This window comes from Pseudomonas sp. BP01, assembly GCF_022760795.1.
In the GTDB taxonomy this organism is placed as follows: domain Bacteria; phylum Pseudomonadota; class Gammaproteobacteria; order Pseudomonadales; family Pseudomonadaceae; genus Aquipseudomonas; species Aquipseudomonas putida_Q.
Genome location: NZ_JAFBKA010000005.1, coordinates 130432 through 152113, shown reverse-complemented (window position 1 = coordinate 152113; position 21682 = coordinate 130432). Strand labels below are relative to the sequence as shown.

General features: G+C 63.4%; 16 protein-coding genes. 6 read left to right on the top strand and 10 right to left on the bottom strand.

Features of this window, described 5'->3' with window-relative positions; translation table 11 throughout:
• Position 1: 1 nt before the first annotated feature.
• Both JOY50_RS06835 and JOY50_RS06830 read right to left on the bottom strand, forming a co-directional pair.
• The gene (locus tag JOY50_RS06835; RefSeq protein WP_132841878.1) at positions 2-757 is read right to left on the bottom strand and encodes a class II aldolase/adducin family protein; all 756 of its coding nucleotides are present in this window, start codon (positions 755-757) and stop codon (positions 2-4) included.
• A complete protein-coding gene (locus tag JOY50_RS06830; RefSeq protein ID WP_132841876.1) occupies positions 757-2067 on the bottom strand; it encodes an MFS transporter in 1311 nt (436 codons plus the stop codon). The genes JOY50_RS06835 and JOY50_RS06830 overlap by 1 nt, the downstream gene beginning before the upstream one ends.
• Before the next feature lie 155 nt (positions 2068-2222).
• Here JOY50_RS06830 and JOY50_RS06825 point away from each other — a divergent pair, with 155 nt between their 5' ends.
• Positions 2223-3200 (top strand): LysR family transcriptional regulator, encoded by a 978-nt coding sequence (locus JOY50_RS06825; protein WP_132841874.1) that lies wholly within the window; start codon positions 2223-2225, stop codon positions 3198-3200.
• 19 nt (positions 3201-3219) lie between these two features.
• On the opposite strand, the gene JOY50_RS06820 is transcribed toward JOY50_RS06825, so the two are convergent.
• Complete coding sequence (locus JOY50_RS06820) at positions 3220-3735, bottom strand: DUF4880 domain-containing protein (RefSeq protein ID WP_132841872.1); 516 nt, start codon at positions 3733-3735, stop codon at positions 3220-3222.
• 432 nt (positions 3736-4167) lie between these two features.
• Entirely contained in the window at positions 4168-4479 is a 312-nt protein-coding gene (locus tag JOY50_RS06815; protein WP_019473641.1) for a DUF6124 family protein, read from the bottom strand.
• A gap of 88 nt (positions 4480-4567) precedes the next feature.
• Between JOY50_RS06815 and JOY50_RS06810 the strand changes: the two genes are divergently transcribed.
• Positions 4568-5275 carry a LexA family transcriptional regulator gene (locus tag JOY50_RS06810; protein WP_243054973.1) on the top strand — a complete coding sequence of 236 codons (708 nt, stop codon included), beginning with the start codon at positions 4568-4570 and terminating at the stop codon, positions 5273-5275.
• Between the two features lie 336 nt (positions 5276-5611).
• Here the strand turns inward: JOY50_RS06810 and JOY50_RS06805 are convergent, their stop codons facing one another.
• Genes JOY50_RS06805 through JOY50_RS06790 form a run of 4 tightly spaced genes read right to left on the bottom strand, consistent with a single transcriptional unit; the run spans position 5612 to position 11170 of the window.
• A complete protein-coding gene (locus tag JOY50_RS06805) occupies positions 5612-7564 on the bottom strand; it encodes an acetyl/propionyl/methylcrotonyl-CoA carboxylase subunit alpha (RefSeq protein WP_138737816.1) in 1953 nt (650 codons plus the stop codon).
• Positions 7561-8376, bottom strand: coding sequence for a gamma-carboxygeranoyl-CoA hydratase (locus JOY50_RS06800; protein WP_049278012.1), 816 nt, complete (start codon positions 8374-8376; stop codon positions 7561-7563). Before JOY50_RS06800 ends, JOY50_RS06805 begins: the two co-directional genes overlap by 4 nt.
• A 3-nt stretch (positions 8377-8379) precedes the next feature.
• The gene (locus JOY50_RS06795; RefSeq protein ID WP_243054972.1) at positions 8380-9987 is read right to left on the bottom strand and encodes a carboxyl transferase domain-containing protein; all 1608 of its coding nucleotides are present in this window, start codon (positions 9985-9987) and stop codon (positions 8380-8382) included.
• Between the two features lie 19 nt (positions 9988-10006).
• A complete protein-coding gene (locus JOY50_RS06790) occupies positions 10007-11170 on the bottom strand; it encodes an isovaleryl-CoA dehydrogenase (RefSeq protein WP_056803169.1) in 1164 nt (387 codons plus the stop codon).
• A 321-nt stretch (positions 11171-11491) separates the two neighbouring features.
• Between JOY50_RS06790 and JOY50_RS06785 the strand changes: the two genes are divergently transcribed.
• Positions 11492-13174 (top strand): AMP-binding protein, encoded by a 1683-nt coding sequence (locus JOY50_RS06785; protein ID WP_243054971.1) that lies wholly within the window; start codon positions 11492-11494, stop codon positions 13172-13174.
• A gap of 116 nt (positions 13175-13290) precedes the next feature.
• Here the strand turns inward: JOY50_RS06785 and JOY50_RS06780 are convergent, their stop codons facing one another.
• Together JOY50_RS06780 and JOY50_RS06775 are read right to left on the bottom strand one after the other, a co-directional pair.
• Positions 13291-13527, bottom strand: a complete 237-nt coding sequence (locus JOY50_RS06780) for a hypothetical protein (RefSeq protein ID WP_238342573.1) — start codon at positions 13525-13527, stop codon at positions 13291-13293.
• Between the two features lie 98 nt (positions 13528-13625).
• Positions 13626-13787, bottom strand: a complete 162-nt coding sequence (locus JOY50_RS06775) for a hypothetical protein (RefSeq protein WP_012273262.1) — start codon at positions 13785-13787, stop codon at positions 13626-13628.
• A 140-nt stretch (positions 13788-13927) separates the two neighbouring features.
• On the opposite strand from JOY50_RS06775, the gene JOY50_RS06770 reads away from it, so the two are divergent.
• From JOY50_RS06770 to glgB, 3 genes are all read left to right on the top strand, one after another.
• Positions 13928-15946, top strand: a complete 2019-nt coding sequence (locus tag JOY50_RS06770) for an alpha-1,4-glucan--maltose-1-phosphate maltosyltransferase (protein ID WP_243054970.1) — start codon at positions 13928-13930, stop codon at positions 15944-15946.
• Positions 15947-16101: 155 nt separating this feature from the next.
• On the top strand, positions 16102-19419 hold the full coding sequence (treS, locus tag JOY50_RS06765; protein WP_243054969.1) for a maltose alpha-D-glucosyltransferase: 3318 nt from the start codon (positions 16102-16104) through the stop codon (positions 19417-19419).
• Entirely contained in the window at positions 19420-21630 is a 2211-nt protein-coding gene (glgB, locus tag JOY50_RS06760) for a 1,4-alpha-glucan branching protein GlgB (protein WP_243054968.1), read from the top strand.
• Positions 21631-21682 lie beyond the last annotated feature (52 nt).

Below are 21682 nucleotides of genomic sequence, written 5' to 3'. Positions count from 1 at the left end.
GTCAGCTGCACCACTCGCTGCGCTGCGCGTCGATCAGGCTGAGCGCTGCCTGCCAGGCCATGTCGATGATACCGTCTATGCCATCGCGCCCGAACTGGGCGGCGGTGTGCCGGCACACTTCCTCGCTGGGGATGTTCAACGCCACGCCGGCAGACATCGCCTGGATTTGCGCCTGGCAGGCGCGTTCGAGGAAGTAGATCTCGTGGAACGCTGCAGCCACGCTGTTGCCAGCGGCCAAAAGCCCATGGTTGCGCAGGATCATCGCCTTGTGCGTACCAAGGTCGGAGACCAGCCGTTCGCGCTCCTCCAGTGACAGCGCGATGCCTTCGTAGGTGTGATACGCCAGGTTGCCGTAAAACTTCAACGCGTGCTGGGTCAGCGGCAGCAGGCCGTCACGTTGTGCTGCCACCGCCATGCCCGCTGCCGTGTGGGTGTGGATGATGCAGTGCAGGTCCGGGCGCGCCTCGTGGATTGCCGAGTGGATGACGAAGCCGGCCGCATTCACCTTGCCGCCGTTGAAATGGCTGTCGACCACGTTGCCGTCCAGGTCGATCAGCACCAGGTCGCTGGCGCGCATCTTCTCGAACGCCACGCCGTAGCGGTTGATCAGAAAGTGCCGGTCGGGGCCCGGTACACGCAGGGTGATGTGCGTATCGATCAGGTCGGTCATGCGGTAGTAGGCGATCAGGCGGTACAGCGCAGCCAGCTCGCAGCGCGATTGCCATTCGGTTTCTGACATGTTGTAAGGCTTGCTCATCAGGCGATTCCTTGCGAAGTGGAGAGGGCGGCCGGCCTGGCGCTGGCGTTACGCAGGTGGGACAGCCCCAGCACGCCGGCCAGCGACATCAAGGCCAGCACGCTGAAGAACAGCGCCAGCGGTACCCATTGCCCGGCGAACTGGCCGGCAACGAAAGTGCCCAGCATCGGCGTGAGGCCACCGGTCAGGCCACTGCCCAGCTGGTAGGCGATCGAAATGCCCGAGTAACGCACCCGGGCCGGGAAGGCTTCGGCCATGTAGCCGGCAATCACGGCATACAGCGCCGAGAGCATGACCACGGCCAGGGCGATGCCAGCGGTCATGTAGATCACATTGCCGGTTTGTACCAGCAGGAACATCGGGTACGGCACCACCATGCACAGCGCCGCGACCCACTTCAGGAAGCGCCCTTCACCCAGGCGCTCGGCAAGCATGGCCGAGCAGGGCTGCGAGAGAAACTGCAGGATGGTGACCACGAACAGGCAATCGAGAATGGTGGTCTTGGCGATGCCCTGATACTGGGTAACGTAAGTGATCATGAAAGTGTTGGTGAAGAAGAACCCGCCAGAGCCGATGGTCACGGCCAGGGCTGCGAAGACGATGTTGCGCCAGTGGTTGCGCAGCACTTCGCGCACCGGGTTGTCGCTGGTCTGGTCACTGTCCTTGACCTCGGCAAACTCTGGCGACTCCGGCACGCCGAAGCGGATCAGCAGGCCGACGATCATCAGCAGCCCGCTCATCAGGAACGGAATGCGCCAGCCCCAGCTCATCAGGTCTTCCGTTTCCATTGCCGTGATGAAGCGGAAGGCGATCAGCGCCAGCAGCAGGCCCGCCGGGCTGCCCCACTGGGCGAACGAGGCGAAGAACACCTTGCGGCCCTTGGGCGCATGCTCGCTGGCCATCAGCACCGCGCCGCCCCATTCGCCACCGACTGAAATACCCTGCAGCAGGCGCAGGAAGATCAGGCCGATGGGGGCCCAGATACCGGCCTGTGCGTAGGTCGGCAGCAGGCCGATGCAGGTGGTGGCCACGCCCATCAGCACAATCGTGACCAGCAGCATTTTCTTGCGCCCCAGGCGGTCGCCCAGGTGGCCGAACACCATGCCAGCGAACGGCCGGGCGATAAAGCCCACGGCAAAGCTGCCGAACGCGGCCATGGTGCTGAGCATCGGGTTTTCGCTGGGGAAGAACAGCTGCCCGAGCACCAGGGCTGCGGCGAAGGCGTAGATGTAGAAATCATAGAATTCGATGGTGGTGCCAATAAAGGCAGCCGCCGCGGCACGACGCGGGGTGGGGGTATTGCTCTTCATCTGAGGCTCCTGGGCGTCATTGTTATAGGCAGGAGAAGGAGGGCCCTGCACGGGCAGGACAAAGGCACTCTGGCGGTGCGTTGCTAGATGTTGAGCCAAGTCCTATGCTAGGAAAAGCTTCTAATTTAAATACTCAAGTATAAGATCAACAAATAATGACCCCGACGACAACGACCCTGGCAAGAGACCCCGAAGCCAAGCGTTTCCTCAACGACCGCCTCGACTGGAACCTGTTGCGGACCTTTCTGGTAATCGGCCAAGAGGGCAGCATCAGCCGGGCTGCGGCACGCCTGCACCTGAGCCAGCCGGCCGTCAGCCAGGCGCTGAGGCGTTTGGAGGAGCAGCTGGACAGTGCCTTGGTGATACGTCGCGGGCCACGCATCAACCTGTCGCAGGCGGGGGAGGAGGTGATGCAGATTGCTGCCGAGCTGTACGGCACGGTCTCGCGCCTGGGGCCTGCGCTGGACAGCCCGGCCGAGACAGTGACGGGCAAGATCCGCCTGCTGAGCATCAGCCGTATTCAGTCCCGCGCCTACGACGACTTCCTTGCACAATTCCACAGTGACTACCCCCAGGTGGAGCTGGAGATCGATGTGCTGCGCAGTTCGGATGTGGCCAGTGGCTTGTTGCAGAAGACTGCCTCGTTCGGCCTGAGCCTGTGCCGCACGCCCCAGCCCCGCCTGGAGCAACGGGTGCTGCTCGAACAGCGCTACGCGTTTTTTTGCGGCAAGCGCCATCGCTTGTTTGGTCGCAAGAACCTTACTGTGGCGGATCTGCAGGGCGAGAATTTCGTGAGCTTCACCAGTGACCAGATGGGCGGCAACCTGTCGCCGTTGACGGTGTTTCGCGATCAGCAGGGATTTACCGGGCGTATAGTGGCATCGTCACCGAGCCTGGATGAAATCCTGCGGTTGGTGGGGGCCGGCTACGGCATCGGCTGCCTGCCGGAGCACATCGTCGCGGCGGATGTACAGGCCAATGAGCTGTGGCGTCTGCCGCCGTGGGAAGGGGTGATCGATGTGAACGTGTATCTGCTGTGGAACCGCGAACAGAAGTTTACCCAAGCAGAGTCGATCTTTCTGGAGCGGTTCCAGCAGATGCTCATGACCACAGACCCGGCGGAGCGCTTTTGACCCGCTTGCCAACGTGTGATCAGGCCCAGAGACCAAACACTACCAACGCCACCACTCCAAGCCCGACCGCAATCGAGCACCCACCCAGCGACAGCGCCGCCCGGCCTTGCCGGTACCAGCCGTCATGGCCCAGTTGCCGTGCCGGCGCCAACAGGCTGCGCCAGCGCAGTTCGGTTTCGTGAAACGCGTGCAGGTTTGCCGTATCCGCATCCAGCCAGCGACGAAAGTCGATCCGTTCGCAAGCTGTCACCTGGGGGCTTTGCAAGCGGACATACCACTGCCCGGCCACACTCGACAGTACATCACGGCGCGAGCGACCGGCCTGCAGCGCCTGGTCCATGTTCCGCTCGATGCTCGCCAGGGGCAGGTCGAGGCGGGCGGCGATGGTGGCGAAGTCCAGTTGGTCGAGGCGGTTGAGCAGGAATACTTGCTGCACGCGCCGGGGCAGCCGCTTCAGGGCATGCAGCAGGGCATGGTCGGCATCGTGTTCGGCAACAGGCGTTGGGTGTTCAAGCGGCAGTAGCAGACGGGTCATGGACAGCTCCTTGCTTGAAGGGGGAGGGGTGGGGGCATCTTCCTTGATGCGAGACCAGCGTAGGCGAAACGAGATTGATTCTCAAGTGCTGATTCCGCAAAGTTTTGTAATGAGCGTTCACGCCCTGAAACACCTTTGCTATCATGCGCGCCATCACGATCTTCATTAGCCTGAAGAGCCAAAAAAAAGACCCGGCAAAAAGCCGGGTCAAAAACCGTGATTAGCCTGATGAGGAGATAATCTGAGAGCGACCTAAGCTCCAGGTTATCCAGCAGATCTCGCGATCAGCTGAGTGCAATAATAATCGTTATCATTTGCCAGTCAAATGAATTTTCGCTAATTCGGTAAAAAAGTTTTACCGATGCGCTTCCTTGTCCCGGCAATCGGGGCCTCTGCCGTTCCCGTCCATCAGGTTCTCTCCCTTCTTTTTACTCAGAAATCCGGATCTGCGGCGCGCTTGTGCTCCAGCAGAGCGCGAGCCATGTCCATCATGTGCATCAACGCGTAGGTCAGCTCGCGCTGGCTGCCGTGCTGGTGACTGGCGGTTTCCTGCGCCGTGGCGGCGGCGCAGCGCAGCAGGGCGATGGCGTGTTCCTGGGCCTGGTCGCCCGTGACGCTGTCGTGCAGGGTCCAGATTTTGTTGTCCAGGGTAGGGCGCTGCGGTTTGGGATTGAGGTAGTAGTCGAGGGCGCGGCGGGCGGCTTCGCTGTCGAGATCTGTTTCGTCGTTTTTCGGTGGTTTCATCCTGATACCTGCTAGAGCCAGTAGGGGAAGGCGTCCGACCGATAATAATACCTAGGGTATTTTCATGTCCTTTGATAAATAATACTGAATGTTTATTGAGCGGTTAAAGGCAGTCCGTATCGTGCCAGCGATGAATATGGATAAATGGATTGCCCTCGTCCGTGACCGGATGGAGGAGCTTGGGCTCACTCAAGAGCAGCTTGCCGAGCGCGTTGGCGTGTCTCAAGGCAGCGTAGGGCACTGGGTGAACAAGCGGCGTCAGCCGAAGATCGAGTCGATGAACCGCACGTTCGTCGAGATTGGCATGCCTCACTACAACGTCAGCCTGCAGCTGCGCATTCAGGGGCAGGTTGGCGAGGAGCGTGGCGTTTATCAGATGGATGACGCCGATGACGATCTGGACCTAATGCAATACATCGTGTGTTTCCGCTACCCAGTGTTGGCCTGGAGCGAGCTAGGTGTTGAAGAGCGTGAGGAGCCGGGTGTGTTCGAGCAGACGGACTACCTGGCCCAGGGCAAGGCTTTCTGGCTGACGGTTGAAAATGACGCGATGAGCGCTGTCAGTGGTCGGAGCGTGCCACAGGGCATGCGGATGCTGGTCGACCCGGGCGTGGAGGCTGAGGCTGGGCGGTTGGTCATCGCTCGTCAGCCGGGCAAACCGGCGATTTTCCGCGAGTTGGCCGAGGAAGGTGGGCAGCGTTATTTGAAGGCACTGAACGGCAGCTACCCGGCGCTACTATGCGAAGAAGGTTGCGAGATCCTGGGAGTAGTCGTGCGGGTGCACGGCGCGTTCTAGATTGCTGGGGCTGCTGTGCAGCCCATCGCCGGCAAGCCGGGCTCCCACAAGTACGGTGCCGACCTCAAGCATTGCGCTGGCTCTGTGGGAGCGGGTTCACCCGCGAAGAATTCAACGCGGTGTATGGCACCGGCTTTGCCGGTGTTCGCGGCTAAAGCCGCTCCCACAGGTACAGCGTTGCGCTGAAGTTGGCGCATCACTTGTGGGAGCGGGCGCGCCCGCGAATGCCCCAACGCGGTGTATGGCACCGGCTTCGCCGGTGTTCGCGGGCATGCCCGCTCCCACAGTGATCGCGCAAACCTTCAAAGTCTGAGCAAGGCAGTTGCCCCGCTTACCTCACTCAACCAGTTCGACCAGCACCGTCCCTTCGCTGACCATATCCCCTTCCTGGCAGAACAACGCCTTCACCGTCCCGCCATGCGGCGCACGAATGCTGTGTTCCATCTTCATGGCCTCCAGCACTACCAGCGCTGTACCGGCTTCAACCACCTGCCCCGGCTCTACCAGCACCCGCACGATGCTGCCGTTCATGGGCGCGCCCAGGCCGCCTTGATGGCCATGGCTGGCCTCGGCTTCGGCAATCGGGTCGAAGGCCTGAATGGCGTGCATCTCGCCATCCCAGTTCAGGTACAGCGTGCTACCGCGGCGCATGGTCAAGTACTGGCGACGCACACCTGCCTGATCGTGCACCAATTGCTCACCCGCCAGCTGCCAGGTGGACGCAGCGCTGCGCTCCAGGGCAACCGCCTGGTCCTGCCCGGCGCTTACCAGATGCAGGCTGCTGCGTGCCGGCAGGCCCAAGCGCAGGCCGTTGCGCGCACCCCATGGCGAACTGCGGTCGTCATCGCGCTGATGCCCGGGCAGCCCCTGCAGCCAGGCTTCGGCTGCCGCTTCCCAGAAGCCCGCCGGCAGCGCATGGGGCGCCGGCAGCAACACATCCTGGTGGCGCGGAATGAAGCCGGTGTCCAGCTCTGCCGCGGCAAACGCAGGGTGGGCGAGAATGCGGCGCAGGAAGGCAATGTTGGTCTTAACTCCGCCAATGGCGAACTCGTCGAGCATGGCCAGCAAGCGCAGGTGCGCCTGTTCGCGGTTTTCACCCCAGGCAATCAGCTTGCCGAGCATCGGGTCGTAGAAGGGCGACACCACGTCGCCTTCACTGACCCCGCTGTCCACCCGCCGGCCTTCGCCTGGCGCCGACTCACGGTACAGCGCCAGCGTGCCGGTGGCAGGTAAAAACTCGTTGGCCGGGTCTTCGGCATACAACCGCACTTCGATGGCATGGCCAATCAGCGGCACCTGTTCCTGGGTGATCGGCAGTTGCTCGCCGCAGGCCACGCGAATCTGCCAGGCCACCAGGTCCAGGCCGGTGATGGCCTCGGTGACCGGGTGTTCCACTTGCAGGCGGGTGTTCATCTCCATGAAGAAGAACTCGCCACGGGCATCGAGCAGGAACTCCACGGTGCCGGCACCCACATAGCCGATCGCCTGGGCCGCACGCACCGCCGCTTCGCCCATGGCCCGGCGCAGTTCGGGCGACAGGCCGGGGGCAGGGGCTTCTTCGACCACTTTCTGGTGGCGGCGCTGAATCGAGCAGTCGCGCTCGTTGAGGTACAGGCAGTTGCCGTGCTGGTCGGCAAACACCTGAATTTCCACATGGCGCGGCTTGAGCACATACTTTTCCACCAGCATGCGCGCATCGCCGAACGACGACTGCGCCTCACGCTGGGCGGAGGCCAGGGCGTCGGCCAGCTGGCTTTCTTCCTCGACCACTTTCATGCCCTTGCCGCCGCCGCCAGCGCTGGCCTTGAGCAGCACCGGGTAGCCGATGCGTTCGGCGGCGGCGCGGAAGGTGTCCAGGTCCTGGGCTTCGCCGTGGTAGCCCGGCACCAGCGGCACGCCAGCGGCGTCCATCAGCGCCTTGGCCGCCGACTTGCTGCCCATGGCGTCGATGGCGCTGGCCGGTGGGCCGAGGAAGATCAGCCCGGCCTGTTCGATAGCACGGGCGAAGCCTGCGTTCTCGGACAGAAAACCATAGCCCGGGTGAATGGCCTGGGCACCGCTGGCCTTGGCAGCGGCCAGCAGCTTGTCGACCAGCAGGTAGCTTTCGGCGGCCTTGGTGCCGCCCAGGTCAACGCGGATATCCGCTTCGCGGCTGTGCCGGGCGTCACGGTCGGTGGCGCTGTGCACGGCGACAGTGGTCAGGCCCATGGCCTTGGCAGTGCGCATTATCCGGCAGGCGATTTCGCCACGGTTGGCGACCAGCAGGGTGGTCAAAGCGGGGCGGCTCATGGGCGCGGTTCCTTCTTGTCATCGGTTTGCCAGGCGGGGCGGCGTTTTTCCAGGAAGGCGCGCAGGCCCTCCTGGCCTTCGGCGCTTACGCGGATGCGGGCAATGGTGTTCTCGCAGTAGCGCCGCAGCGCCGGGCTGAGTTCGCCGTCGTCCACTTCGCGCAGCAAGTCCTTGGTGGCGCGCAACGCTTGCGGGCTGTTCTGCAGCAGGTTGTTCACCCACGCTTCCACCTGGGCGTCCAGCTCACTGGCCGGGTACACCTCGGCCAGCAGCCCCAGCTCGCGGGCCCGTATGCCGCTGAAACGCTCGGCGGTGAGGGCATAGCGGCGCGCAGCACGCTCGCCAATGGCCTTGACCACAAACGGGCTGATGACCGCCGGGGCCAGACCAATCCGTACTTCCGACAGGCAGAGCTGAGCGTCTTCGGCGCCGATGGCCATGTCGCAGCAGCTGATCAGGCCCAGCGCGCCGCCAAAGGCGGCACCTTGTACCACGGCCAGGGTAGGCGCCTTGAGGCGGTGCAGGGCGTACATCAGTTCGCCCAGTTCGTGGGCGTCATCCAGGTTGGTGTTGAAGTCCAGCTGCGCCGACTGCTGCATCCAGGCCAGGTCGGCACCGGCGCTGAAGTGCCGGCCACGGCCGCGCAGCAGCACAAAGCGCAGGCTGGCGTCTTCGGCCAGGCGGTCGATGGCCACGATCAGCTCGCGGATCATCTGCGCGTTGAAGGCGTTGTTCTTGTCCTCGCGGCTCAGCCACAGGGTGGCGAAGCCGCGAGGGTCGCGGATCACTTCAAGGGTGCTGAAATCGCTCATGGGTCACATCCGGAAAATGCCGAAGCGGCTCTGTTCGATCGGTGCGTTCAGCGCGGCAGACAACGCCAGGCCAAGTACATCGCGGGTTTGTGCCGGGTCGATGACGCCGTCGTCCCACAGGCGGGCGCTGGAATAGTAGGGGTGGCCCTGGTGCTCGTACTGGTCGAGGATCGGTTGCTTGAGCCTGGCCTCGTCGTCGGCGCTGAAGGGCTGGCCGCTGCGCTCGCTTTGCTCGCGCTTGACCTGCGCCAGCACGCCAGCGGCCTGTTCGGCGCCCATCACGCCAATGCGTGCGTTGGGCCACATCCACAAAAAGCGCGGGTCGTAGGCACGGCCGCACATGCCGTAGTTGCCGGCACCAAAGCTGCCACCGATGATCACCGTGAACTTCGGCACCTGGGCGCAGGCCACGGCGGTGACCAGCTTGGCGCCGTGCTTGGCAATGCCGCCTTCTTCGTATTTCTTGCCTACCATGAAGCCGGTGATGTTCTGCAGGAACAGCAGTGGGATGCCACGCTGGCAGGCCAACTCGATGAAGTGCGCGCCTTTTTGCGCGGCTTCGGCAAAGAGGATGCCGTTGTTGGCCAGGATCGCCACCGGGTAGCCGTGCAGGTGGGCGAAGCCGCACACCAGGGTGGTGCCGAACAGGGCTTTGAACTCATCGAACACCGAGCCATCGACCAGCCGCGCAATGACCTCGCGCACGTCGAACGGTTGCTTGGCATCCGCCGGTACCACGCCATATAACTCGTCGGTGGCATACAGTGGCGCCACCGGGGCCAGGCGCTGCAGCTTGCCCAGCTTGTGCCAGTTGAGGTTGGCCACACTGCGCCGGGCGATGGCCAGGGCGTGCTCGTCGTTATCCGCATAGTGGTCGGCCACGCCGCTGGTGCGGCAATGCACATCGGCGCCACCCAGGTCTTCGGCGCTGACCACTTCACCTGTGGCGGCTTTTACCAGCGGAGGGCCGGCGAGGAAGATCGTCGCCTGCTGGCGCACCATGATCGCTTCGTCGGCCATGGCCGGTACGTAGGCGCCGCCAGCCGTGCACGAGCCCATCACCACGGCAATCTGCGGGATGCCCTGCGCGCTCATGTTGGCCTGGTTGAAAAAGATCCGCCCGAAATGCTCGCGGTCGGGGAACACTTCGTCCTGGCGCGGCAGGTTGGCGCCGCCCGAATCCACCAGGTAGATGCACGGCAGGCGGTTCTGCTGAGCGATGGTTTGCGCACGCAGGTGTTTCTTGACCGTCAGTGGGTAGTACGACCCCCCTTTCACCGTGGCGTCGTTGGCCACGATCATGCATTCCACGCCTTCGACGCGGCCGATGCCGGCGATAACGCCAGCGGCGGGCACGTCTTCGCCGTAGACCTCATGGGCAGCCAGCTGGCCGATTTCGAGGAATGGCGAGCCCGGGTCCAGCAGGCGGTCGATGCGCTCGCGCGGCAGCAGCTTGCCACGCGACGTGTGTCGTTCCTGGGCTTTGGGCCCGCCGCCCTGGGCCACCTGGGCGAGCAGGCCGCGCAGGGCCTGGACCTGTTCGAGCATGGCCGCGCTGTTGCCGGCGAACTCCGCCGAACGCGGGTTGATCTGGGTGTGCAAGGTAGCCATGTGCGCCCGTCCTTTATGCTCAGCGGGTTTCGTTGAACAGCTCGCGGCCAATCAGCATCCGGCGGATTTCGCTGGTGCCGGCACCGATTTCGTACAGCTTGGCATCGCGCAGCAGGCGGCCCGCCGGGAATTCGTTGATGTAGCCGTTGCCACCGAGAATCTGGATCGCCTCCAGGGCCATTTGCGTGGCGCGTTCGGCGGTGTACAGGATGACCCCGGCAGCGTCCTTGCGGGTGGTCTCGCCACGGTCGCAGGCCTGGGCCACGGCGTACAGGTAGGCGCGGCTGGCGTTCAGTTGGGTGTACATGTCGGCGATCTTGCCCTGAATCAGCTGGAACTCGCCGATGCTCTGGCCGAACTGCTTGCGGTCGTGAATGTACGGCACCACCAGGTCCATACAGCTTTGCATGATGCCGGTCGGGCCGCCGGACAGCACCACGCGCTCGTAGTCCAGGCCGCTCATCAGCACGCGCACGCCGCCGTTGAGCTGGCCGAGTATGTTTTCTGCCGGCACTTCAACGTCATCGAAGAACAGCTCGCAGGTGTTGGACCCGCGCATGCCCAGCTTGTCGAATTTGTTGCTGCGGCTGAAGCCTTTCCAGTCCCGCTCGACGATGAACGCGGTAATGCCGTGCGCACCCTTGTCCAGGTCGGTCTTGGCGTAGATCACGTAGGTGTTGGCGTCGGGCCCGTTGGTGATCCAGGTCTTGCTACCGTTCAGCACGTAATGGTCGCCGCGCTTTTCGGCGCGCAGTTTCATCGACACCACGTCGGAGCCGGCATTGGGCTCGCTCATGGCCAGCGCACCGATGTGCTCGCCACTGATCAGCTTGGGCAGGTACTTGAGCTTCTGTTCATGGGTGCCGTTGCGGTTGATCTGGTTGACGCACAGGTTGGAGTGGGCGCCATAGGACAGTGCCACCGAGGCCGAACCGCGGCTGATTTCTTCCATCGACACCACGTGGGCCAGATAGCCCAGGCCGGCGCCGCCGTACTCTTCCGACACCGTGATGCCCAGCAGGCCCATGTCGCCGAACTTGCGCCACATGTCGGCGGGGAACAGGTTGTCGTGGTCGATTTGCGCGGCGCGGGGTGCCAGCTCGGCGGCCACAAAAGTGCGCACCTGGTCGCGGAGCATGTCGATGGTTTCGCCCAAGGCGAAGTTCAGGGAGGGGTAATGCATGCTGGGGCACCTTCTTGTTCTTGAAATGGGGTTGCACCGTGGCTCAAGGGCTTTGCGCCGACCCTGTGGGAGCGGGTTTACCCGCGAATGCGTCAGCAGGGTCGCCGTCATTGCCTGACTGATCGCATTCGCGGGTGAACCCGCTCCCACAGGGTCGGTGCCGTGCCGATGAACCCGGTATCGTTCATCACCTTTACGTTAACGTAAACCTGCATGGGGTCACTGTCAATCCACTCATCACCTTTACGTAAACGTAAATCTGCGCCAGAGTATTCCCGCTTGCTTCAGTCGTGCCCAGAACAACCACAAGAAGGGACACCCATGAGTCAACCGAGCTATACCCGCGGTCGCCAGGACCAAGCCTTGCTGACCCAGACCATTGGCCAGGCCTTCGATGCCACGGTGGCCCGCTGTGCCAATAGCGAGGCGCTGGTGTCGCGCCATCAGGGCGTGCGCTACAGCTGGCGGCAGTTGGCCGAACAGGTCGAAGTGCATGCCCGTGCGCTTATGACCCTGGGCGTGAACACCGGCGACCGTGTCGGCATCTGGGCGCCCAACTGCGCCCAATGGTGCATTTTGCAGCTGGCCAGTGCCAAGGTCGGCGCCATCCTGGTCAACATCAACCCGGCCTACCGCGTGGGCGAACTGCACTATGTGTTGCGTCAGTCCGGCTGCCGCTGGTTGGTGTGTGCCGATGCCTTCAAGACATCTGACTACCACGCCATGGTCCAGGAACTGGTGCCAGAATTGGCCTGCGCTACGCCAGGTGAACTGGTCAGTGAGGGCCTGCCGGACTTGCGCGGCGTGATCAGCCTGGCCGCCAACCCGCCTGCCGGCTTTCTGCCCTGGCACGCATTGGCCGAGCGGGCAGGGCAGACCTCGAGCGATGCCTGCACTGCCCGCCAGCAAAGCCTGCAATTCGACCAGCCGGTGAACATCCAGTACACCTCCGGCACCACCGGGGCGCCCAAGGGGGCCACGCTCAGCCACTACAACATTCTCAATAATGGCTTCATGGTCGGCGAGAGCCTGGGCCTGACCGCACATGACCGCATGGTGATCCCGGTGCCGCTGTACCACTGTTTCGGCATGGTCATGGCCAACCTCGGCTGCATCACCCATGGCAGCACCATGATCTACCCCAACGACGCCTTCGACGCCGAGCTCACCCTGCGCGCCGTGGCCGAGGAGCGTGCCAGCATCCTGTACGGCGTGCCGACCATGTTCATTGCAATGCTCGACCACCCGGCCCGCCAAGGCATGGACCTGTCGACCCTGCGCAGCGGCATCATGGCCGGTGCCACCTGCCCGATCGAGGTGATGCGCCGGGTCATCGACCAGTTGCACATGGCTGACGTGCAGATCGCCTACGGCATGACCGAAACCAGCCCGGTGTCGCTGCAGACCGGCCCGGACGATGACCTGGAGCTGCGCGTGACCACCGTTGGCCGCACCCAGCCGCAGCTTGAAAACAAACTGGTGGACGCCGACGGCTGCATCGTCGCGCGCGGTGAGATTGGCGAGCTGTGCACCCGCGGCTACAGCGTGATGCTGGGTTACTGGGACAACCCCCAAGCCACGGCAGATGCCATCGACCCGGCCGGGTGGATGCATTCGGGCGACCTGGCAGTGATGGACGAGCACGGCCACGTGCGCATTGTCGGGCGCAACAAGGACATGATCATTCGCGGTGGCGAGAACATTTACCCACGTGAGCTTGAGGAGTTCTTCTATAGCCACCCGGCGGTCGCCGATGCGCAGGTGATCGGCATTCCGTGCAGCCGCTATGGCGAGGAGATCGTGGCCTGGATCAAGCTGCACCCAGGGCACCACGCCACGGTCGAGGAACTGCAGGGTTGGTGCAAGGCACGCATCGCACACTTCAAGGTGCCGCGGCATATCCGCTTTGTTGACGAATACCCGATGACGGTGACGGGCAAGGTGCAGAAGTTCCGCATGCGGGAGATCAGTGTGGCGGAGATCTCGGCGGTATCTGCGGGTTGATGGGTTGGGTCAACTGGCCCTTTCGCGGGTAAATCCGCTCCCACAGGTACGGCGCCGCATCATAGGTCGGCGCAGTACCTGTGGGAGCGGGTTTACCCGCGAAAGGGCCGCATTGGTTAATGCACATTCAGCGCCTTGTAGAGTTCGCCGGCAACCTCGGCAACGCTCAGGTAGTCACGGCGCAAACGAACGCTGTAACGCGCTTCCAGCTGCATCAACGCAAATTCGCATTTGTCCCTGTCCAGATGTGCCAGCAAGGTACCTGGCCCTGCATCGACCACACCTGCATCCTGAAGCATATCGACCACTTGTCGCTCGTATTCCTCACGCTGCCGGCGGGTTGCGGTATCCACGATGAAGGAGGCTCCTGGCTTGATATCGGGAGCCTCAATCTTCAGCACAACCCATCGGCACCGCTACTGGCAAAAATATCAGGTGGCGTGGTCTACCCTTAAGCCTTCACCGGTGGCTCCTGGCTCGGCGGGTCGCCCACCGTTGGCGGCATGGTTGGCTTGATCGGCAGCTCGTCCGGCTCTTCTTCCGGCACGGGCGGCGGCAAGCTGGGGTCGTCGATGTTGGGATCGGGGGTTTCCGGTGGAATGGGAATGTTCATGGCCTGACCTCGCGTGGGTGGAATGAAGAGGTGCTGCAGGCTCTGACCGCTGGCAGCTGCCGTTCGCTCAATTTTTTTGAACCCCGCGCCTGTACCCGGCTCTGAACCCTTACCGCCACCAGCCTGAGGGAGCAAGGTCGATGTCACGTAACGAGCCCTTTGAAAGTGTGCCCATGGCGAATGATCACCCCGAGCAGGCCATCAGCCTGTCCCAGGCGCTGCTGGCGCCGCGTATCGTGATCGAAGACACCGAACCCGTGCTCGAAGCCGGCACCTTTGCCGCCAAGGCCATAAGCGGCCAGCCGGTGGCGGTCAGCAGCAAGGTCTACAGCGATGGCCACGACCGCCTGGCGGTGATGCTCAACTGGCGCCAGGCGCACAGCCGGCGCTGGCATTGCCTGCCGATGCAATCGGCGGGCAACGACCTGTGGCTGGCCGAGTTCACCCCCACCGAACTTGGCCCGCACCTGTTCAGCATCGAGGCCTGGGTCGATCCGTTCGCCACCTATAGCCATGACCTGGAGAAAAAGTACAACGCCGGTGTCGAGGTAAAACTGGAACTGGAAGAGGGCCGCTTGATCCTGGGCAAAGGCATCGAGCTGTGCAGCGGTGCCGTGCGCGATGAGCTCGAAGCACTGCAGCAGCGCCTGGCGGAGCTGGATACCGACGGGCAGGTGGCACTGTTGCTGGGCCCGAACGTCGCGCACCTGATGAGCGAAGCGGGGCACCGCAGTTACCTGGCCCGCAGCCGCGAATTCCCCATCGATGTCGACCGCCCGGCCGCGCAGTTCGCCAGTTGGTACGAGCTGTTCCCGCGCTCGATCACCGACGACCCACAGCGCCACGGCACCTTCAATGACGTGCACCAGCGCCTGCCGATGATCCGTGACATGGGCTTCGACGTGCTGTACTTCCCGCCCATCCACCCCATCGGCACGCAGCACCGCAAGGGCCGCAACAACGCCCTCAAGGCCGAGCCCGGCGACCCTGGCAGCCCCTATGCTATCGGCAGTGCCGAAGGCGGCCATGACGCCATCCATCCGCAGCTGGGCACGCGGGAAGACTTCCGTCGGCTGGTTGCCGCTGCCGCCGAGCATGGCCTGGAAATCGCCCTGGATTTCGCTATCCAGTGCTCGCAGGACCACCCTTGGCTCAAAGAGCACCCCGGCTGGTTCAGCTGGCGCCCGGACGGCACCATTCGCTACGCCGAGAACCCGCCGAAAAAGTACCAGGACATCGTCAACGTCGATTTCTACGCCCCGGATGCCGTCCCGTCGCTGTGGCTGGCGCTGCGCGACGTGGTGGTCGGCTGGGTAGAGGAGGGCGTGAAAACCTTCCGCGTCGACAACCCGCACACCAAACCACTGCCGTTCTGGCAATGGATGATCGCCGATGTGCGCGCCCGCTACCCGGATGTGATCTTCCTTGCCGAGGCATTCACCAAGCCCGCGATGATGGCGCGCCTGGGCAAGGTCGGCTACGCGCAAAGCTATACCTACTTCACCTGGCGGAACACCAAGCAGGAGCTGCGCGAATTCTACGAGCAGCTCAACCAGTCGCCGTGGAGCCAGTGCTACCGGCCGAATTTTTTCGTCAACACGCCGGATATCAACCCGTTCTTCCTGCACACCTCGGGGCGCGCGGGCTTTTTGATCCGCGCCGCGTTGGCGACCATGGGTTCGGGGCTGTGGGGCATGTATTCGGGCTTTGAGCTTTGCGAGAGCGCGCCGTTGCCGGGCAAAGAGGAATACCTGGATTCGGAGAAATACCAAATCCGCCCGCGCGACTTCACCCAGCCCGGCAACATCATCGCCGAGATCGCCCAGCTCAACCGTATTCGCCGGCAGAACCGCGCCTTGCAAACCCACCTGGGAGTGGCGTTTTTCAACTGCTGGAACGACAACATCCTGTACTTCGCCAAGCGTACGCCAGAGCGTGACAACTTCATCCTGGTGGCGATCAGCCTGGACCCGCACAACGCCCAGGAGGCGCATTTCGAGCTGCCGCTGTGGGAGCTGGGCCTGGACGACGACGCCGACACCTTGGGCGAAGACCTGATGAACGGCCACCGCTGGACCTGGCATGGCAAGACCCAGTGGATGCGTATCGAGCCCTGGCACCAGCCATTCGGGATCTGGCGCATCGAAAAAGCCCGTTAACAAGGCTAAGACTGTGCCCCTGTAGGAGCGGGTTTACCCGCGAACACCGGCGAAGCCGGTGCCATGCACCGCGGTGTCATCTTCGCGGGTAAACCCGCTCCCACAGGGATCTAGCAAGCTCGGATGTCTGTGCATGCAATTGAAAGGAGTCACCCATGGCCAAGCGTTCACGCCCGGCAGCCTTCATCGATGACCCGCTGTGGTACAAGGACGCCGTCATCTACCAGTTGCACATCAAGTCGTTCTTCGACGCGAACAACGACGGCATCGGTGATTTCGCCGGCCTGATCAGCAAGCTGGACTACATTGCCGAACTGGGCGTCAACACCCTTTGGCTGTTGCCTTTCTACCCTTCGCCACGGCGCGACGACGGCTACGACATTGCCGAATACAAGGCCGTGCACCCCGACTACGGCAGCATGGCCGATGCCCGCCGTTTCATCAGCGAGGCACACAAGCGTGGCTTGCGCGTGATCACCGAACTGGTGATCAACCACACCAGCGATCAGCACCCTTGGTTTCAGCGTGCGCGCCACGCCAAGCGCGGCAGCAAGACGCGCGACTTCTACGTGTGGTCGGACGACGACCAGAAATACGACGGCACGCGGATCATCTTCCTCGACACCGAAAAGTCCAACTGGACCTGGGACCCGGTCGCCGGCCAGTACTTCTGGCACCGCTTCTACTCGCACCAGCCAGACCTCAACTTTGACAACCCGCTGGTGCTCAAGGCGGTGATCGGGGTGATGCGCTTTTGGCTGGACCTGGGTGTCGATGGCCTGCGCCTGGACGCGATCCCTTACCTGATCGAACGCGACGGCACCAACAACGAGAACCTCGCCGAAACCCACGATGTGCTCAAGGCCATCCGCGCTGAAATCGACGCCAACTACCCCGACCGCATGTTGCTGGCCGAGGCCAATCAGTGGCCGGAAGATACCCGCCCTTACTTTGGCGAAGGTGATGGCGACGAGTGCCACATGGCCTTCCACTTTCCGTTGATGCCGCGCATGTACATGGCCCTGGCGATGGAAGACCGCTTCCCGATCACCGACATCCTGCGCCAGACGCCGGAAATTCCGGCCAACTGCCAATGGGCAATCTTTCTGCGCAACCACGATGAGCTGACCCTGGAAATGGTCACCGACCGCGAGCGCGACTACCTGTGGAACTACTACGCCGAAGACCGCCGCGCGCGCATCAACCTGGGCATTCGGCGGCGCCTGGCACCGCTGCTGCAGCGTGACCGCCGGCGCATAGAGCTGCTCACCAGTTTGCTGCTGTCGATGCCGGGCACGCCAACCCTGTACTACGGTGACGAGCTGGGCATGGGCGACAACATCTACCTCGGTGACCGAGACGGGGTGCGTACGCCCATGCAGTGGTCGCCGGACCGCAACGGGGGTTTCTCCCGTGCCGACCCGCAGCGCCTGGTGCTGCCGCCGATCATGGACCCGCTATACGGCTACCAGACCGTCAACGTAGAAGCGCAGAGCCACGACCCGCACTCATTGCTGAACTGGACCCGGCGTATGCTGGCCGTGCGCAAGCAGCAGAAGGCCTTTGGCCGCGGCAGCTTGCGAACCCTTACGCCCAGCAACCGGCGCATCCTCGCGTACATCCGCGAGTACACCGATGCCGATGGCAACACCGAGGTCATCCTGTGCGTGGCCAACGTATCCCGCGCCGCCCAGGCTGCCGAACTGGAATTGTCACAATACGCCGACAAAGTACCGGTGGAGATGCTCGGCGGCAGCGCCTTCCCGCCCATCGGGCAACTGCCGTTCCTGCTGACCCTGCCACCCTATGCCTTCTACTGGTTCCTGCTGGCCTCCCACGACCGTATGCCCAGCTGGCACATCCAGGCCACCGAGGGGTTACCCGAATTGACTACACTGGTATTGCGCAAGCGCATGGAAGAACTGCTGGAAGCACCCGCCCGCGACACCCTGCAAACCACCATCCTGCCGCAGTACCTGCCCAAGCGGCGCTGGTTCGCCGGCAAGGAAGGGCCTATAGACGAGGTGCGCCTGCGCTACGGCGTGCGCTTCGCTACCGCCACCACGCCCGTGCTGCTCAGCGAAATCGAAGTGCTCAGCGGGGGTGTGGCCAACCACTACCAGCTACCGTTTGGCCTGCTGCCCGAAGATCAGATCAACACAGCGCTGCCGCAGCAGCTGGCCTTGTCGCGGGTGCGCCGTGCCCATCAGGTAGGCCTGATTACCGATGCCTTCGTGCTCGAACCGTTTATCCGCGCGGTGCTGCACGGCTGCCAGAATGGCCTGCGCCTGCCCTGTGGCAGTGGCGCTGGCGAGCTGCGTTTCGAGTGCACCGGCCTGCTGGCGGCCCTTGGGTTGAACGATGAAAGTGCAGTGCGCTACCTCAGCGCCGAGCAGTCCAACAGCTCGGTGGTGATCGGCGACAGCGTGGTGCTCAAGCTGATCCGCCGGGTCAACCCGGGCATTCATCCAGAGCTGGAAATGAGTGCCTACCTGACCGCCGCCGGTTTTGCCAATATCTCGCCATTGCTGGCCTGGGTCAGTCGGGTGGACGAGCAGAATGCCCCGCACCTGCTGATGATCGCCCAGGGCTACCTGAGCAACCAGGGCGATGCCTGGGCCTGGACCCAGAACACCCTGGAGCGGGCCATCCGCGACCAGATGGCGCCGGCTGGCGGCGAGGCCGAGGGACACACCGATGCCTTGGAGGAGCTCACCGGCTTTGCCGCCTTGCTCGGCCAACGCCTGGGCGAGATGCACCTGCTGCTGGCCGCGCCGACCGACGATGAGGCCTTCCGCCCACGCCCCAGCGATGCTGACGACAGCCAGCGCTGGGGTACCCAGATCAGCGCCGAACTGAACCACGCCCTTGACCTGCTGGCCCAGCACCGTGACGCCCTCGACCCCGACAGCCAGGCCCTGGTCGACGACCTGCAACAGCAGCGCGATGGCCTGGCCCAGCACATCGCCAGCCTGGCGGAGCAGGCCGAGGGTGGCCTGCTGATGCGGGTGCACGGCGACCTGCACCTGGGCCAGGTGCTGGTAGTGCAGGGCGATGCCTACCTGATCGATTTCGAGGGCGAACCGTCCCGTCCACTGCAAGAGCGCCGGGCAAAACACAGCCCGTACAAGGATGTCAGCGGCGTGTTGCGCTCCTTCGACTATGCTGCTGCGATGATCCTGCGCAGCGCGTCTGCGGTCGACCTTTCCGGCCCGGCGCAGCAGGCTCGTCAGCGGGTCGCCCGGCAGTACCTGCATCAGTCGCGCCACGCCTTTGTCGAAGCCTATGGCCTGGCCACCGCCGCCATGCCCCATGCCTGGAAAATGGCCGAAGGCGAGCGCGCCGCACTGGAATTGTTCTGCCTGGAAAAAGCCGCCTACGAGATCACATATGAAGCCGAAAACCGTCCGAGCTGGCTGGCCGTGCCTTTGCATGGCTTGCATGGACTGATCAGTACCTGGGGAGAGTCATAGATGAATGCAACCACGCGTGAAAACGGCGGCCTTCGGCAACGGGACCTGGACGCCCTGGCCCGCGCCGAACACGCCGATCCTTTTGCAGTACTTGGCCCCCATGGCGACGGCAAGGGCGGTGTGTTTATCCGCGCCTTTCTGCCCAATGCGCTGAATGCCCGGGTGCTGGCGCGCGATGATGGGCGCGTGCTGGCCGAAATGGTGCAAGGCGCAGTGCCGGGGTTGTTCACCGCGCACCTTGATGATGCACAAGCCTATCTGCTGCAAATCGGCTGGGCCGGTGGCGAGCAAGTCACCGAAGACCCCTACAGCTTTGGCCCGCAATTGGGCGACATGGACTTGCACCTGTTCGCCGAAGGCAACCACCGCGACTTGTCCGGGCGCTTCGGGGCCCAGCCGATCCAGGTAGAGGGCATCGACGGCGTGTGTTTCTCGGTATGGGCGCCGAATGCCCGGCGGGTGTCGGTGGTAGGGGATTTCAACAACTGGGACGGCCGCCGCCACCCCATGCGCCTGCGCCACAGCGCCGGGGTGTGGGAGCTGTTCGTGCCGCGCCTGGGCGTGGGCGAAACCTACAAGTTCGAGGTGCTGGGCAAGGACGGGATACTGCCACTCAAAGCAGACCCGCTGGCCCGCGCTACCGAATTGCCGCCGAGCACCGCGTCCAAGGTGGCCGGTGAGCTCAGCCATGCGTGGCAGGACCACGACTGGATGGCACAACGGGCCCAGCGCCATGCCTACAATGCGCCCTTGTCGATCTACGAACTGCACCCAGGGTCATGGCGCTGCGAACTGGACGAGGCAGGCGAAGTCGGCCGCTACTACAATTGGCGCGAACTGGCCGAGCGGCTGGTGCCCTATGTGCAGGAGCTGGGCTTTACCCATATCGAATTGCTGCCGATCATGGAGCACCCGTTCGGCGGCTCCTGGGGCTACCAGCCACTGTCGATGTTCGCGCCCACCTCGCGTTACGGCACTGCCGAGGACTTTGCCGCGTTCATCGATGCCTGCCACCAAGGCGGCATTGGCGTGCTGCTGGATTGGGTGCCGGCGCATTTCCCCACTGACGAACACGGCCTGGCGCGTTTCGACGGCACCGCCCTGTACGAATACGACAACCCCCTGGAGGGCTACCACCAGGACTGGAACACGCTGATCTACAACCTTGGCCGCAACGAAGTGCGCGGCTTCATGATGGCCTCGGCGCTGCACTGGCTGAAGCACTTCCACATCGACGGCCTGCGCGTGGATGCGGTGGCCTCGATGCTGTACCGCGACTATTCGCGCAAAGCCGGCGAATGGGTGCCCAACCGCTACGGCGGGCGAGAGAACCTGGAGGCTATCGACTTCATTCGCCACCTAAACGGCGTGGCTGCCGTCGAGGCCCCGGGTGCGCTGATCATTGCCGAAGAATCCACCGCCTGGCCCGGCGTCAGCCAGCCGACCCAGCAGGGCGGCCTGGGCTTTGCCTACAAGTGGAACATGGGCTGGATGCACGACACCCTGCATTACATCCAGAACGACCCGGTGCACCGCACCCACCACCACAACGAGATGAGCTTCGGGCTGATCTACGCCTATTCCGAGCATTTCATCCTGCCCATCTCCCATGACGAAGTGGTGCATGGCAAACACTCGCTGATCGACAAGATGCCCGGCGACCGCTGGCAGAAGTTTGCCAACCTGCGCGCCTACCTCACCTTCATGTGGGCGCACCCTGGCAAGAAGTTGCTGTTCATGGGCTGCGAGTTCGGCCAGTGGCGTGAGTGGGACCATGACAGCGAACTGGACTGGTACCTGTTGCAGTACCCCGAGCACCAAGGCGTGCAGCGCCTGGTGGGCGACCTCAACCGCCTTTACCGCGAAGAGCCGTCGCTGCACGAGCAGGATTGCCAGCCGCAGGGCTTCCAGTGGCTGATTGGTGACGACGCGCAGAACAGCGTATACGCCTGGCTGCGCTGGAGCAGCAGCGGCGAGCCGGTGCTGGTGGTGGCCAACTTCACCCCGGTACCGCGTGAGGGCTACCGTATTGGCGTGCCGTTTGGCGAGCGCTGGCAGGAATTGCTGAACAGCGATGCCGAGCTGTATGCAGGGTCTAACGTAGGCAATTTGGGGGCAGTGGCCAGTGAGGCAGTGGCCAGCCATGGGCAGCCATTGTCGCTGGCGCTAAATTTGCCGCCCCTTGGCGTTTTGATAATGAAACCGGCCTGACGTTTTGCCTGCACTGGCCTCTTCGCGGGCATGCCCGCTCCCACAGGGATTG

What these genes read in the sequence shown, in the direction of transcription:
- JOY50_RS06770 (WP_243054970.1), top strand. Translation starts at nt 13,928, where the DNA reads ATGTCACGTAACGAGCCCTTTGAAAGTGTGCCCATGGCGAATGATCAC.
- JOY50_RS06785 (WP_243054971.1), top strand. Translation starts at nt 11,492, where the DNA reads ATGAGTCAACCGAGCTATACCCGCGGTCGCCAGGACCAAGCCTTGCTG.
- JOY50_RS06825 (WP_132841874.1), top strand. Translation starts at nt 2,223, where the DNA reads ATGACCCCGACGACAACGACCCTGGCAAGAGACCCCGAAGCCAAGCGT.
- JOY50_RS06775 (WP_012273262.1), bottom strand. Translation starts at nt 13,787, where the DNA reads ATGAACATTCCCATTCCACCGGAAACCCCCGATCCCAACATCGACGAC.
- JOY50_RS06800 (WP_049278012.1), bottom strand. Translation starts at nt 8,376, where the DNA reads ATGAGCGATTTCAGCACCCTTGAAGTGATCCGCGACCCTCGCGGCTTC.
- JOY50_RS06830 (WP_132841876.1), bottom strand. Translation starts at nt 2,067, where the DNA reads ATGAAGAGCAATACCCCCACCCCGCGTCGTGCCGCGGCGGCTGCCTTT.
- treS (WP_243054969.1), top strand. Translation starts at nt 16,102, where the DNA reads ATGGCCAAGCGTTCACGCCCGGCAGCCTTCATCGATGACCCGCTGTGG.
- JOY50_RS06835 (WP_132841878.1), bottom strand. Translation starts at nt 757, where the DNA reads ATGAGCAAGCCTTACAACATGTCAGAAACCGAATGGCAATCGCGCTGC.
- JOY50_RS06810 (WP_243054973.1), top strand. Translation starts at nt 4,568, where the DNA reads ATGTTTATTGAGCGGTTAAAGGCAGTCCGTATCGTGCCAGCGATGAAT.
- JOY50_RS06805 (WP_138737816.1), bottom strand. Translation starts at nt 7,564, where the DNA reads ATGAGCCGCCCCGCTTTGACCACCCTGCTGGTCGCCAACCGTGGCGAA.
- JOY50_RS06815 (WP_019473641.1), bottom strand. Translation starts at nt 4,479, where the DNA reads ATGAAACCACCGAAAAACGACGAAACAGATCTCGACAGCGAAGCCGCC.
- glgB (WP_243054968.1), top strand. Translation starts at nt 19,420, where the DNA reads ATGAATGCAACCACGCGTGAAAACGGCGGCCTTCGGCAACGGGACCTG.
- JOY50_RS06820 (WP_132841872.1), bottom strand. Translation starts at nt 3,735, where the DNA reads ATGACCCGTCTGCTACTGCCGCTTGAACACCCAACGCCTGTTGCCGAA.
- JOY50_RS06790 (WP_056803169.1), bottom strand. Translation starts at nt 11,170, where the DNA reads ATGCATTACCCCTCCCTGAACTTCGCCTTGGGCGAAACCATCGACATG.
- JOY50_RS06795 (WP_243054972.1), bottom strand. Translation starts at nt 9,987, where the DNA reads ATGGCTACCTTGCACACCCAGATCAACCCGCGTTCGGCGGAGTTCGCC.